This window comes from Exiguobacterium sp. s149, from assembly GCF_018618395.1.
GTDB lineage: Bacteria > Bacillota > Bacilli > Exiguobacteriales > Exiguobacteriaceae > Exiguobacterium > Exiguobacterium chiriqhucha.
In genome coordinates this window covers 93,798-106,302 of record NZ_JACSLZ010000002.1, presented here as the reverse complement: position 1 = coordinate 106,302, position 12,505 = coordinate 93,798, and the positions used below count along the sequence as shown (strand labels likewise).

General features: G+C 54.4%; 14 protein-coding genes and 1 riboswitch. Of the genes, 8 read left to right on the top strand and 6 right to left on the bottom strand.

Features of this window, described 5'->3' with window-relative positions; genetic code table 11:
* Positions 1-43: 43 nt before the first annotated feature.
* Positions 44-652, bottom strand: coding sequence for an NAD(P)-dependent oxidoreductase (locus tag KNP81_RS03725; protein WP_214718507.1), 609 nt, complete (start codon positions 650-652; stop codon positions 44-46).
* A 131-nt stretch (positions 653-783) separates the two neighbouring features.
* Positions 784-885, top strand: a riboswitch (purine riboswitch).
* A 76-nt stretch (positions 886-961) separates the two neighbouring features.
* On the opposite strand from KNP81_RS03725, the gene KNP81_RS03720 reads away from it, so the two are divergent.
* Genes KNP81_RS03720 through KNP81_RS03705 form a run of 4 tightly spaced genes read left to right on the top strand, consistent with a single transcriptional unit; the run spans position 962 to position 3,915 of the window.
* The gene (locus tag KNP81_RS03720; protein WP_214718505.1) at positions 962-1,543 is read left to right on the top strand and encodes a xanthine phosphoribosyltransferase; all 582 of its coding nucleotides are present in this window, start codon (positions 962-964) and stop codon (positions 1,541-1,543) included.
* A complete protein-coding gene (locus tag KNP81_RS03715; protein ID WP_214715076.1) occupies positions 1,540-2,844 on the top strand; it encodes a nucleobase:cation symporter-2 family protein in 1,305 nt (434 codons plus the stop codon). Before KNP81_RS03720 ends, KNP81_RS03715 begins: the two co-directional genes overlap by 4 nt.
* Before the next feature lie 34 nt (positions 2,845-2,878).
* On the top strand, positions 2,879-3,526 hold the full coding sequence (locus tag KNP81_RS03710) for an NAD(P)H-binding protein (protein ID WP_214718498.1): 648 nt from the start codon (positions 2,879-2,881) through the stop codon (positions 3,524-3,526).
* The gene (locus KNP81_RS03705) at positions 3,523-3,915 is read left to right on the top strand and encodes an RDD family protein (protein ID WP_214718496.1); all 393 of its coding nucleotides are present in this window, start codon (positions 3,523-3,525) and stop codon (positions 3,913-3,915) included. Before KNP81_RS03710 ends, KNP81_RS03705 begins: the two co-directional genes overlap by 4 nt.
* Positions 3,916-3,936: 21 nt before the next feature.
* Here the strand turns inward: KNP81_RS03705 and KNP81_RS03700 are convergent, their stop codons facing one another.
* Positions 3,937-5,202: a purine/pyrimidine permease gene (locus KNP81_RS03700; protein WP_214718494.1), complete on the bottom strand. Its 1,266-nt coding sequence runs from the start codon at positions 5,200-5,202 to the stop codon at positions 3,937-3,939.
* Between the two features lie 75 nt (positions 5,203-5,277).
* On the opposite strand from KNP81_RS03700, the gene KNP81_RS03695 reads away from it, so the two are divergent.
* Positions 5,278-5,982 carry an alpha/beta hydrolase gene (locus tag KNP81_RS03695; protein ID WP_214718492.1) on the top strand — a complete coding sequence of 235 codons (705 nt, stop codon included), beginning with the start codon at positions 5,278-5,280 and terminating at the stop codon, positions 5,980-5,982.
* A 34-nt stretch (positions 5,983-6,016) separates the two neighbouring features.
* Here KNP81_RS03695 and KNP81_RS03690 read toward each other — a convergent pair whose 3' ends face one another.
* The 3 genes from KNP81_RS03690 to KNP81_RS03680 form a co-directional block, all read right to left on the bottom strand.
* Complete coding sequence (locus KNP81_RS03690) at positions 6,017-7,198, bottom strand: MFS transporter (RefSeq protein WP_214718490.1); 1,182 nt, start codon at positions 7,196-7,198, stop codon at positions 6,017-6,019.
* A gap of 117 nt (positions 7,199-7,315) precedes the next feature.
* Positions 7,316-8,107, bottom strand: a complete 792-nt coding sequence (locus KNP81_RS03685; protein ID WP_214718488.1) for an endonuclease/exonuclease/phosphatase family protein — start codon at positions 8,105-8,107, stop codon at positions 7,316-7,318.
* 52 nt (positions 8,108-8,159) lie between these two features.
* A complete protein-coding gene (locus KNP81_RS03680; RefSeq protein ID WP_214718486.1) occupies positions 8,160-9,788 on the bottom strand; it encodes a PTS transporter subunit IIBC in 1,629 nt (542 codons plus the stop codon).
* 221 nt (positions 9,789-10,009) lie between these two features.
* Between KNP81_RS03680 and KNP81_RS03675 the strand changes: the two genes are divergently transcribed.
* The 3 genes from KNP81_RS03675 to KNP81_RS03665 all read left to right on the top strand — a co-directional run bounded on the left by KNP81_RS03675 (position 10,010) and on the right by KNP81_RS03665 (position 11,867).
* Positions 10,010-10,774 (top strand): TrmH family RNA methyltransferase, encoded by a 765-nt coding sequence (locus KNP81_RS03675; RefSeq protein ID WP_214718485.1) that lies wholly within the window; start codon positions 10,010-10,012, stop codon positions 10,772-10,774.
* On the top strand, positions 10,746-11,288 hold the full coding sequence (locus tag KNP81_RS03670) for a GNAT family N-acetyltransferase (protein ID WP_214718482.1): 543 nt from the start codon (positions 10,746-10,748) through the stop codon (positions 11,286-11,288). Before KNP81_RS03675 ends, KNP81_RS03670 begins: the two co-directional genes overlap by 29 nt.
* Before the next feature lie 90 nt (positions 11,289-11,378).
* Entirely contained in the window at positions 11,379-11,867 is a 489-nt protein-coding gene (locus KNP81_RS03665; RefSeq protein WP_214718480.1) for a hypothetical protein, read from the top strand.
* Positions 11,868-11,899: 32 nt separating this feature from the next.
* Here KNP81_RS03665 and KNP81_RS03660 read toward each other — a convergent pair whose 3' ends face one another.
* Positions 11,900-12,409 carry a hypothetical protein gene (locus KNP81_RS03660; protein WP_214718478.1) on the bottom strand — a complete coding sequence of 170 codons (510 nt, stop codon included), beginning with the start codon at positions 12,407-12,409 and terminating at the stop codon, positions 11,900-11,902.
* Between the last annotated feature and the right edge of the window lie 96 nt (positions 12,410-12,505).

The following is a 12,505-nucleotide window of genomic DNA, read 5'->3' as shown; positions in this document are numbered from 1 at the left end:
TTCAAAGTTGACTATCCGATATTGTAGCATGGATTCAAAAAAATTAGTACGCCAGTCCGACCGATTGGCGGATGAAGAGTTGGTCTTCAACGGCGTTCAGCATGAATTGGGCGACATCGGCCCGTGAAATCTGTTTGCCGTTGTCGGGAATGCTGTCGACGGATGTGCGATACGCTGACGTCCGAGGACCGTCCGTCAGTTGCATCGGCCGCACGATCGTGTAATCGAACGACGAGTTGCGCCATAAATCGACCGCGGCCCGGTGATCACGGAGCGGTTTCCGAAGCATGAACGTGACGACCGTGCCGGCGATACCTGGAATCTCTTTGTCGATTCCGGCCGAGGCGAGATAGACGACCCGACTGATGGCGTTTGCTTTCAGTGCCGGGACGAGCGCATCGGTGACGCGGGCCAAGAAGTCGGGATCGCTCAAGTCGGTTCCGAGACAGCTGATGACAGCATCATGACCAGCGAGTGCGTTCGTCAGTGCGGCGCTGTCTGTGACGTCGCCTTCGATGATTTCAAGTTGCGGTGTCCGGATGAGTTTTTTCTGTTCCCGCACGAAGGCGGTCACATGGTGGCCGTGCTCGATGGCCTGGTCGACAAACTGATGACCGGTCCGGCCTGTGGCCCCTAATACGAATAGCTTCATAATGGACGTAGCTCCTCTCGTTTTTCCAGTATCTTTAGTATACAGCAGTTTCAGAAAAATCGAACTTTTAGCCGTCTTTTCCAAAACGGGTTGCAATTTATAAAATATCGTCTAGAATAAGTCCTATCTTATATAAATAAAAGATTCGCACTCGTATATCCGTGAGAATATGGCTCACAAGTCTCTACCGAACCACCGTAAATGGTTCGACTACGGGTGACGCTTGTCGTGTGCATTCGTTTTGTTTCCATGCGGTTCGTCGTCCCCGGGTTGGGGTGACGAATCGCATTTTTTATTGGAGGGAAAACAATGAAGCAGTTAGAAGACAAAATCAGAGATGAAGGACAAGCGTTGTCCGAACACGTATTGAAAGTCGATGCCTTCTTGAACCATCAAGTCGATCCTGTCTTAATGCAAGCCATCGGACGCGAGTTCGCAGACCGGTTCCGTGACGAGGGAATTGACCGCATCGTCACATTGGAATCGAGTGGAATCGCTCCGGCCATGATGACGGCGCTTGAGATGAACATCCCGTTCGTTTTCGCACGTAAACGTAAATCACTTACACTCCAAGACGATCTCGTTGAAGCGGACGTCTATTCGTTCACGAAACAAGAGACGAACCGCATCAGTTTGAGCCGACGCTTCGTCCAACCCGGGGAGCGCGTGCTCGTCATCGATGACTTCCTTGCCAACGGGGAAGCCGCTCTCGGTTTGACGCAGCTCGTCGAATCCGCCGGGGCGGTCGTCGCCGGTGTCGGCATCGTCATCGAGAAGTCGTTCCAACCGGGACGGGACAAGTTGCTCGAACGAGGGTACCGTGTCGAGTCACTCGCCCGGATCGCAAAGCTTGAAGCGGGTGAGATTTCCTTCGTGGAGGTGGTCCGATGAATACGTTTAAGACAGCCAGCCTTGGTTTCCAACACTTACTCGCCATGTACACGGGCGCGGCCATTGTCCCGCTCATCGTCGGTGGCGCCATCGGACTCGGTCCGACGGAACTCGCGTATCTCGTCGCAATCGATTTGTTCATGTGTGGTGTCGCGACGCTGTTACAAGTATGGACGACTCGTTTTACCGGCGTTGGTCTGCCGGTCGTGCTCGGTTGTACGTTCACCGCGGTCGGTCCGATGATTGCCATCGGTAGTTCGAGCGGAATCACCGCCATCTATGGGGCGCTTATCGCGAGCGGGATCATCGTCATCTTAATTTCAGGTTTTGTCGGAAAACTGGCCCGCTTCTTCCCGCCGGTCGTGCTCGGCTCAGTCGTGACGATTATCGGTCTCTCGCTCATCCCGGTCGCCATCAATGACATCGGCGGCGGGATGCCGGGTGAGCCTGGCTTCGCTTCGATGCAAAACTTGGCGCTCGGTGGCTTGACCATCGGCTTGATTCTCGTCTTGAACCGAATCGGTACCGTGTTCACACGGGCGGCCGCCGTCTTGTTTGCGGTCTTGATCGGCACAGGGGTCGCCGCATTCCTCGGTCTCGTCGATTTCAGCCCGGTCCGTGAGGCTGGTTGGTTCCAAATGGTACAACCGTTCTACTTCGGGATGCCGACGTTTGATGTCTCGGCCATCCTCGTCATGACGCTCGTGGCCATCATCTCGATGATTGAATCGACGGGTGTCTTCTTGGCACTGAGCGATATCACGAAAAAACCGATTGGCTCGAACGAGCTGACGAAAGGATATCGGGCCGAGGGTGTGGCAACGATTCTCGGAGGGATTTTCAACAGCTTCCCGTACACGACGTTCAGTCAAAACGTTGGACTCGTCCAATTGTCAGGCGTCAAATCGCGTCGCGTCATCTTCTGGACGAGCGGTCTATTGATTTTACTGGGCTTCTTGCCGAAAGTCGCGACGTTCACGACATTGATTCCGAAACCAGTTCTCGGTGGGGCGATGCTCGTCATGTTCGGCACGGTCGCCGCGTCCGGGATTCGGATTTTGAGCCAAGTTGATTTTGCGAAAAATGAGAACTTGATTACAATCGCCTTGTCGATCGGTGTCGGGCTTGGCATCACGGCCAACCCGGCCATCGTCGCAAATATGCCGGAAGCGGTGCAGTTGTTCACGGACAGTGCCATCGTCGCCGGATCGTTCACTGCCTTGTTGTTGAATGGGTTCTTCCGACTCGTCGACCGGTTCCGTCCGGCCGAGGTCGTTGCCGATAACCGGCAAGTCAGCTAGACTGAAAGGAACTACGTAACTAGGGGGAACAAGCATGGGGAAAACTGCACTTGTCGTTGGCGCCACCGGATTGATCGGACGCGAACTCGTCGAACAGCTGCTCGAACAGGAACGGTATGATCAAGTCTGGATTGTCGTCCGCCGCTCAAAGCGTTGGAGTCATCCGAAACTGCATGAAGTCGTCGGGTTCGAAGGGATGGACGAGGCGTTGCCACAGATTGATGACGTCTACTGTGCACTCGGGACGACGATCGCCGTCGCCGGTTCACGCCAGGCGTTCAAACACGTCGACCTCGACTTGCCGCTCGAAGTAGCGCGCGTCGCGAAACAGCATGGGGCGACACGTTACGCCGTCGTCTCGGCACAAGGTGCATCGCTACGTTCATCGTTCTTCTATAACCGCGTGAAAGGGGAGCTCGAGAACGGGCTCAAAGTGTTCGGCTTCGAGCACTTGATTATCGCCCGTCCGTCGCTCCTGCTCGGGGATCGAGAGGAGTTCCGTCTCGGCGAGAAAGCGGCCGAGGTCGTCAGCCGTCCGCTCCAACCGTTCTTGCTCGATAAACTCCCGGATGCCGCACCGATTCAAGCGCTCCACGTGGCGCGTGCATTGATTATGGCTGCAGAAGAAGGGCAAGGCATCGAAGTATTGACGTCTGGCATGATGCAGAGGATGAGCCAATGAAGCGACTGACGAAAAAACGGACACAAGCCGTATTGATTGATAGCGTCGTCGCTGGATTGGTCAGTTACGGTGTCGAACAGCTCGTCCGGAAGAGAGTGAAGAGCGAGTTCGTCCATGCCGTCATCACGCCGACACTCGTCGCCTACGCGCTCGAAGCGTGTCAGATGCGCCGCGTCGGACAGACGCTCGGCTATAAACTGATGGGTCTCGAGTTGAAAAACGACGACGGGACACCTGTCACAGCCGAGCAGGCGCTCAAACGAGCACTGCACCGTGACACGCGTTCGATTGTCACCTACGTCAAGGACCGTGCGCACTTCGAGGCCGAAGACGGTGCCGTCTTGCCGCATGACAAAGCGCTCCAAATGCACGTAATCGAAAAAAACTGACCTCACGCGAGGTCAGTTTTTTTAGTCGTGGATGCGGCTGAGGATGGCCGTCGTCAAGGCAACGATTGTGCCGAGGACGAGTCCGTTCGAGAACACGGTCGCCAAGAGCGGCGGCAAATCGTTCATCGCCCCAGGTGGGAGCAACATCGCGCCGGCTCCGATGACGAGCGGGAGACCGACCGTGAGCGATGCCGTTTTCTGGTTCAATTCGAACGCCGCCTCGTTAATTCCGATGATAATCATCGTCGCGATGAGCGGGGTGACGATGGCGTATCCGACGGCGGCCGGGATGCTTGCGATGAGCGAGACGAACGGACCGATGAGGGCGAGCACCATCATCACGGCGTGGGCCACGAGATGGGGGGAGCGATGGACGCTCTCCGTCGAGGATAAGAAGCCGGCCGTTCCAGAGATGGCGACCGGTCCCGGTGTCCCAAACATGCCCGCCACCATTTGACTGATGCCGCTGACGACGCCGGACGCCGGGACGTTGCCTTCGATTTGGCGCTTCTCGCGTGAACTGACGATGCGCTCAATCAATTTGATATTGGCGAGCACGTTCGTCATGAGAAGGAGCGTGATGACGAACGCGGTCGGAAGCAAGTTCCAATCCCACACCCACGTTCCGAACGGGAACAGTTCAGGCACGAGGAAGAATGACTCGGAACGGACGATCGGGTTACCGAGTCCGAGCAAGTTGAACAGCCAAAACCCGGCGATGAGCGTCATGACGAGTCCATACTGTTTGAATCGGCTCCGCTCGAGCGTGAGCGCGAATAAGACGAGACCGGCTGTCGCCACGGCTTGAACGATGCTAATGCCGTCCTCGGTCACGCCAAAGCCGCCTTTGATGACGGCACCTGACAGTTGCAGGACGAGCAGAATCATATAGACCCCGAGCACTTGTGGGGTGAATAACGACAGCATCCGTCGCAACAGACCGGTGACGGTCATGACCACACCGAGCACACCACTCAAGAACAACATGAAACCGAGCGCTTGGAGCGTCTCTTGTCCGCTACCATAAAGTGCTGGACCGATGGAGGCATAGAGTGTGAACACGCCCCACCAAATCCCGGCCGGTCCTTCTAAGATTGGCAGTCGGTGGCCGAGAAGCGTCTGGATGATGCTGAAGAGTGCAAAGACGAACAGCGAACGTGAGATGAATGTCATCGTGTCGGCTGGCGACAGTTCGAATAAGGCAGCGATGGAGAGCGGTGGTACAATGTTTGTAGCTAAAATAAAAATAAACCACTGAATCGTCGTGGTTACAGAACTTTTGGTCATGATGTCCCCCTGGTATTTCCCTTTTTTCTTATTAGTGTACCGTGACGGGGAAGTGGATGCAAATGGAGGTATATAATGAAGAAAAAACTGAAGTGGATTGGCCTTGGCCTATTAGGGGTCATATTGGTCGCCATCATCGGCTTCCTCGTGTGGACGCAACTGACGTACGGACCGACGGAAGAAGCGCTCGATTACGCGGGGGAGGCGACGGAAGTGGACAATCGTCTCGAGTTCGGTGACTCGTCGAGCGAGGTCGGTTTCATTCTGTATCCGGGAGCGAAAGTCGAGAAAGAGGCGTACGCCTATTATGGAGCAAGGTTAGCGGAAGAAGGAATCTTCGTCGCCATCCCATCGTTGCGCTTAAATCTCGGGATAGCCGATATCGATGCCGCAGATGCCATCATCGCCGCCCATCCAGACATCGAGCGTTGGGTCGTCGGGGGGCATTCACTCGGCGGTTCGGCCGCGTCCGGTTACGCGCTCGAACACGAGGAACAAGTCGAGGGCGTCATCTTCCTCGCGTCGTACCCAATCAGTACGATGGCGGATAGCAATCTGCGTGTCTTGTCCGTCTCTGGAGAAATCGACGGTCTGGCCACACCGGCTGATATCGAAGCGAGCCGTGACAACGTCCCGAATGACGCCGTCTTCCATCAGATTAAGGACGGCAATCACGCCAATTTTGGGATGTACGGACCGCAGGATGGGGATAACGATAGCCCGCTCAGCGCCAAAGAGCAACAAGACGAGACGATTGACCAAATTATCGATTGGCTCTAAAAAACAGCGTGCCCACATCATGGGGCACGCTGTTTTAACGTTGGTCGAGCTTATAACTGACGGTGGTTAACAATGCCGTCAAGAGTGCTACGGCTCCCCCGACGAGGGCGAGCGTCATGACGGGTGCGTTCGCATAGACGAGCCCGCCGAGCGCTGAGCCCATACCGATGCCGACGTTGCTCGCGACCGGCATGAGCGATGAAGCCAGGCCTTTGGCGTCCGGATTGAACTTCTCGGCCAAGTCGATCAAATAGATTTGCGTCGATGTCGTCAGTAGAATCGCCATGAACGACATGAACGCGATATTGATCAGGCCGAGTGTCACGTTCGACGTCGTCACATACAACGCCGCCAAGACGAGCGCTTGAATGAGGAAGACGTATCGGAGCCGACCGATCGGATTGTGACTGGCGATTTTACCGGCCGCCATATTGCTGAAGATGGAGATGAACCCGTAAGCGAACAGGATTGGACTGATCCATGCGATAGGGACGTCGAGCACACTTTTCAAAATCGGGACGAGGTACGTATAGACGACGTACGTCGCGCCGAAGCCGAACGCCGGGATGAAGAACGCGATTAAAATTCGCGGGTTCGTCAAGAGGCGCAATTGATCGGCAATCGACGTCTTGGCGTTCGTCAACTGACTCGGGACGACGCGGTAGACGGCGAAGAGCGCGATGACACCTAAGGCGGTCGTCAACAGGAACGTCGTTTCCCATCCGGTCCGTTGGCCGATGAACGTACCGAGCGGGACGCCGAATACGTTCGCCATCGTAAAGCCACCGAAAATGAACGAGACGGCAATCCCGCGCTTCCCGGTCGGTACCGATTCACTGGCGACGAGCATGGCGAGCGAGATGAGCACGCCCGTCACGACGGCGGTCATCATCCGGAGCACGAGCAAGATCCCGTACGTCGGAGCGAGACTGCTGAATAGGTTGAAGACGATGAACAGAGCGGTGAGCACGAGCATCAGTTTTCGTTTCGGTAAATGGCTCGTCAATGACATCGTCAGTGGCGTGCCGATGGCGAACGTGATGGCGAATGCCGAGACGAGCGTTCCGGCCGTGGCAATCGAAATCGATAGACCATCGGCGATATCAGGCAAAATCCCGACGATGACAAATTCACTCGTCCCGAGCACAAACGTGAGCAGGGCGAGTGATAAAATAAGCGTCCAGTCGGTCCGACTGAGCGTTGAAGAAGTCGTCAAAAGAAATCACTACTTTCAAAAAAGAATGGTCGTTAGACATCAGTCGTTTCCAACCATACCGAATTTTCGTCAAAAGCAAAACCCTTTTCTCTCACATTGTGAAAGAAAAGGGTCTGATTAGCGCCAGAATGCCGTCGCTTCGACACCGGCATGGTCGGAGACGATCGGACCGTTCTCGCCGTCAAAGACGACGGCATGGCGTGAGACGTGAATCGGGGCGTTCGTCAGCATCAAGTCGATGCGAAGCGCCCGCTTGTTCTCGTCCCAGCCGGCAATCTTGCCTTGGACGGTCGCATCACCTTCACGCTCGGTCGCCAAATGGAACAAGTCTTGGAGGCCGTGCTCGATCAAGTAGTCGTACCCTTCGCCACGGATGAACGCGTCGTTATTGAAGTCACCGAGCAACAAAGCGCGGTCGTCGTCCTCGACGCGGCGCAACAGTTCATCGAGCTGATGGCGCACCGGTTCGTCGGCATCATGCCACCAACCGAGGTGACACGAGTAAATTGCCGTCGGTGCGTCCATGCCGTCCACGATCGCCTTGACGATTTTCCGAGATTTGTAATCGTTCGGGTCGGTCGTCTGGGATACGAAGAACGATTCGGTCGACACGAACGGGGTGCGCGACAAAATGGCGACGCCTTCTTCGTAGATGTCATAGCCGTAATGGGCGAAGTCCCATGTCATGTAGTAATCGACGCCTTGCTCTTTCAAACGCTCGACGAGCACATAGGCGAAGTTGTTCTCTCGAATCAAACCGTCGATGAGCGGGGCTTCTTTATGTTGATTCACTTCTTGGAGTGCGATGATGTCATATTCCTCGCTCGCGATTCGTTCGACGATCGAGTCGATTTTCTCTTGTTGACGGTCCTCTAACCAGGCGTGACAGTTCAGCGTTAAAATATTCACGGTAGTCCTCCTTTAGAAAAAACAGGCCAACTCGTACGAGCTGGCCTGTTGATTATGCACCGATGACGTCTTGAATATCTGACTTCAATACGTCGGCTTTCGGGCCGTAGATTGCTTGGACACCGCGGTCTTTCAAGATAAGGCCCATGGCGCCGTTCTTTTTCCATTCGCTCTCTTCTGAGACGAGCGACATGTCTTTGACTGTGACACGGAGACGCGTCATGCAGGCATCGACGTCCTCGATGTTCTCTTCCCCACCGAGTAGAGCGATAATCCCCATGACCTGCTCGTTGCCGGTCACGTTCGATTTCTCAGTTGTTTCTTCCATATAGTTCCCGTTGCGACCAGGCGTCGGAAGGTTCATCTTCTTGATGAAGAAGTTGAACACACCGAAGTTCAAGAAGAAGAAGACGGCCGACACGAGGAAGAAGTTAATCAAATCTTGGAGCAACCCTGCTTTGACGATCATCGGGATCCGTGTGAGCAATTCAATCGCACCGAACGCGTGGACACGAAGATCGATGACATCCGCTAAAGCGAAGGCGGCACCGGCCATGAGCGCGTAGACGACGTAAAGGACTGGCGCGACGAACATGAACATGAATTCGATTGGTTCTGTGACACCCGTCAAGAAGACGGCGAGACCAGCCGACAAGAACATCGGTTTGTATTGTGCTTTCTTGTCTTCGTCAACGTTGCGGTACATCGCATAAGCGGCACCGATCAAGGCAGCGAACGACAAGATGACTTGACCGACTTTGAAGCGGGCCGGTACGACGTCAGCGAGCAAGGCGTTGTAAGCGGCTGTATCACCAGCGGCGCGAAGGTTAACGAGGTCTGTGACCCAAGCCAACCAGAGCGGATCTTGACCCGCAACGACCGAACCGGCTGTCGCACCTGTCAAAATCGTGTACGTGCCACCGAGCTCCGTGTAGTTCATCGGTACGGTGAGCATGTGATGCAAACCGAACGGCAAGAGGAGACGCTCGAGCGCACCGTAGATGAACGGCGCGAGGACTGGTGCCGTGTTGCGTGATGTGGCAATCCATTCACCGAAGCTATTGAGCGCGCCTTGAATCGTCGGCCAAATGATCGACAAGGCGATGGCGGCAACGACCGAACCGAGAATGACGACGAATGGGACGAAGCGCTTCCCGTTGAAGAACGAGAGGGCGTTCGGCAATTTGTTGAAGTTATAGAACTTGTTATAAAGGGCTCCACCAAGGAAACCGGCGATAATCCCGACGAACACGCCCATGTTGAGAGCTGGTGAACCGAGTACAGATGTGAAGTAGTCGGCGACGACAAGGTCAGCTCCGAAGAGAGACTGGACAGTCGCTTCCGGGTCTTGGAGCATTGCTCCGTTGACGCCGAAGATGGCACCTGTGACACGGTTAATCAAGATGAAGGCAATCAGTGCAGCGAAGGCACCGCCGGCTTTATCTTTCGCCCACGAGCCACCGATGGCGACTGCGAACAAGATATGTAAGTTGACGATGATTCCCCAACCGAGATCTTCAATGATGCGAGCCGTAGTGAGCAAGATGCTGACGTCTCCGGCTGACATGCCAATCAATTTACCAATCGAGATCATGAGACCCGCGGCCGGCATGACGGCAATGACGACCATTAAGGCCTTGCCGAGTTTCTGCCAAAAGTCGAACGAGATGAGTTGTTTCATGCTATACGCTTCCTTCCTATGCGGAACTTTTTATCTGTCTATGGCGACTGTCAATGCAATCGCTTGCATAGGTTATTGTAATCGATTGCATAACTTTGTGCAACCGTTTTCCTAATTTTCATAGATTTTCATAATCGAACCCAATTTGACTCGTTCCTCCATTAGCTTGTCAGTCGGAACGAATCTCGCTACAATACTAGAGGTTGAAAGGGGCGAGAACGATGGGATGGAGACAGACGACATCGGCATTATCAAAAGAAGAGCAGGTGGCCATGCTTGAGGAGTTGTTGCAGTCGGGCCTTTTATTAGAAGAAGACCGACTGCTATATAGCATGTTGATGCCAGACCGTGTCAAACGGATGCAGGAAGTGTTGGATTTACGGACGAACCATATCACGATTTTGACGGAAGGGGTCGATGACCCACACAATCAGTCGGCCGTGCTCCGTTCGGCGGACGCGTTCGGTGTCCAGACATTGCACGTCGTCGAAGGACGAGCCAAGTTCAAACCGAACTCGATTATTGCCAAGAGCGCTGATCGTTGGGTCGACGTGGTCGAACACCCTTCCATCGAGGACGCAATCGATCGGTTGAAGGCCGACGGTTATCAAGTGCTCGCGACGGCACTCAGTGAAGAGGCGGTCCCGCTCGAGGACATCGACGTCTCAAAACCGACCGTGCTCTTATTCGGGAATGAACATCACGGCGTATCGGAACGGGCGCTCGCCAAAGCGGACGGCAATTATTTGATTCCGATGCAAGGCTACGTCCAAAGCTTGAACATCTCGGTCGCTGCCGCCATCTCGTTATACGATGTGACGACGCGGGCGCGCCACGTCGTGACGGACGGCTATGGACTGAAGGCAGAAGACAAACAGCGCATCTTAAAAAATTGGATGGTGAAGAGTCTTCCGAAGCGGTCACTCGGCGTATATAAGCAAAAAGGTTTGACCGCTTTTGCGCGCGAGACAGGAAAAACGGAATAAACGGCGAAAGGTACAGGCGTACGAGCAACTTGTCCATATACTGAAAGGGGATGGAAAGATGAGTACGACCAGTTCATTTATCGTGAAAGATGTGACAACGAATTTCAAAGACTATGAAGAGGAATTCTTTAACCTGTATCGGACGTTATACGGGGACATCGATCAACTGCGTTTTAAAGAACGGCTGTATCGCCATGCGAACCCGCTCGTGTTGCTCGCGTTTTCGGACGAGCGTCTCGTCGGATTCAAAATCGGTTATGAGGCCGAGCCGTATCGCTTCTATAGCTGGGCCGGCGGCGTTCACCCTGAGTTTCAAAAGCATGGCATCGGTCGCAAGCTGATGGACACGCAACTCGAGTGGGTGAAGGCACAAGGGTTCCATTCGATTCGAACGAAAGCGCGCAACACGAACAAAGGGGTCATCATCTTGAACCTGTTGTGTGGCTACGACATCATGGGGGCGTATACCGAGGAGAACGAGCCGCGCATCATGATGGAAAAACAATTGAACTGACCGATGAGCCGTGGCACATGCCACGGTTTTTTCGTGTCGATGAAACCAAATGGCACCTCGTCCGTATTATAGAAAAAAGGGGGCAACATCATGGTCTATACGTTTGCGTTCGGGGAAGAAGTATACATCGATTCGACCGGGATGGGCGATTCGTTGTTCGAAGGGATGTTCAGCATCTTTCCGATTGTGGTTATTAGTATTATCGCGTTGATTGTGTTTGCCGTGATGGCAGGCATCCGCAATCAAGTGAAGACGAACAGTCTGTTGAAAGATATGCAGCAGTTCGCGTCAGACTTGGCCGACCATCCGAGTGACGAGTCGGCGAACCGGCTCGCCGACTATTTGCGGGACGTCACGTCGTTCCCGGTCGAACGGACACAGATGGAGCCGTTCCGGGTCGCACTCGGCAGCTATCAGTTGGTGATGGAGTCACCGCACGTGCACGAGGAGACGAAGGAGCGGATTGACCGCCAATACAAGCGGCTCGGCATCTTGGACGGGGAGAAGTTCGCCGATGAGCCGGCACCGCGACGCCGTTCGAGCTCGCATCACCACGACCATCACGATCACCATATGTAAAACGCGTCGGGAACGTTCCCGACGCATTTTTCTTACATATAGCGGCTTGCATCAAAGTCGATTTCGGTCCGATGGTTGGCCGCCTCGATGGCGCTGGCGATCCGGTTGGCCCGTTTCTCGACGTCTCGGGCTTTCAAGCGATACAGCTCAGGGTCATAGAGCGCATGTTTGATGACGGCCGTCCCTTCCACATACCCGGTTCGGAACTCGCGCTTCGGGCGTTCGGCCAAATCTTGATACATCCGAGCTTGAGCGCGTAATTGAATGGCGAACTCCATCGCTTCGACGAGCGGGAGCGGTCCATCATTCGTCTCGACGACGGTACGTAGGTTTGCTTCACAGACGAGACGGTCCAGACGACGCAAGTCAGTTCGAATCGACTCGAGCTCGACTTCGATATCCTCGAGCGACCGGGACTGAATCGTCGGGAGCGGTTCATCTTTCTCGAGTTCGATGAACGCGACGCGTTCGACTTCTTCGAGCAACTTATCAATCTGCTTCAGCAGCAGTTGTTTCAGTTTAATGGCGTCTGCCAAATACATAGGGATTCCTCCTTCTGCTTTTTCTAACCGTACCATAATGTGACTCCTAAAAAAAGGAAGGCGTTACTTTTTTGAGACGAGGCGATATGATGAAAG

Coding starts and splice junctions, on each gene's coding strand:
- KNP81_RS03725 (WP_214718507.1), bottom strand. CDS start 652: ATGAAGCTATTCGTATTAGGGGCCACAGGCCGGACCGGTCATCAGTTT.
- KNP81_RS03710 (WP_214718498.1), top strand. CDS start 2,879: ATGGGGAAAACTGCACTTGTCGTTGGCGCCACCGGATTGATCGGACGC.
- KNP81_RS03660 (WP_214718478.1), bottom strand. CDS start 12,409: ATGTATTTGGCAGACGCCATTAAACTGAAACAACTGCTGCTGAAGCAG.
- KNP81_RS03680 (WP_214718486.1), bottom strand. CDS start 9,788: ATGAAACAACTCATCTCGTTCGACTTTTGGCAGAAACTCGGCAAGGCC.
- KNP81_RS03695 (WP_214718492.1), top strand. CDS start 5,278: ATGAAGAAAAAACTGAAGTGGATTGGCCTTGGCCTATTAGGGGTCATA.
- KNP81_RS03715 (WP_214715076.1), top strand. CDS start 1,540: ATGAATACGTTTAAGACAGCCAGCCTTGGTTTCCAACACTTACTCGCC.
- KNP81_RS03720 (WP_214718505.1), top strand. CDS start 962: ATGAAGCAGTTAGAAGACAAAATCAGAGATGAAGGACAAGCGTTGTCC.
- KNP81_RS03665 (WP_214718480.1), top strand. CDS start 11,379: ATGGTCTATACGTTTGCGTTCGGGGAAGAAGTATACATCGATTCGACC.
- KNP81_RS03675 (WP_214718485.1), top strand. CDS start 10,010: ATGGGATGGAGACAGACGACATCGGCATTATCAAAAGAAGAGCAGGTG.
- KNP81_RS03700 (WP_214718494.1), bottom strand. CDS start 5,202: ATGACCAAAAGTTCTGTAACCACGACGATTCAGTGGTTTATTTTTATT.
- KNP81_RS03705 (WP_214718496.1), top strand. CDS start 3,523: ATGAAGCGACTGACGAAAAAACGGACACAAGCCGTATTGATTGATAGC.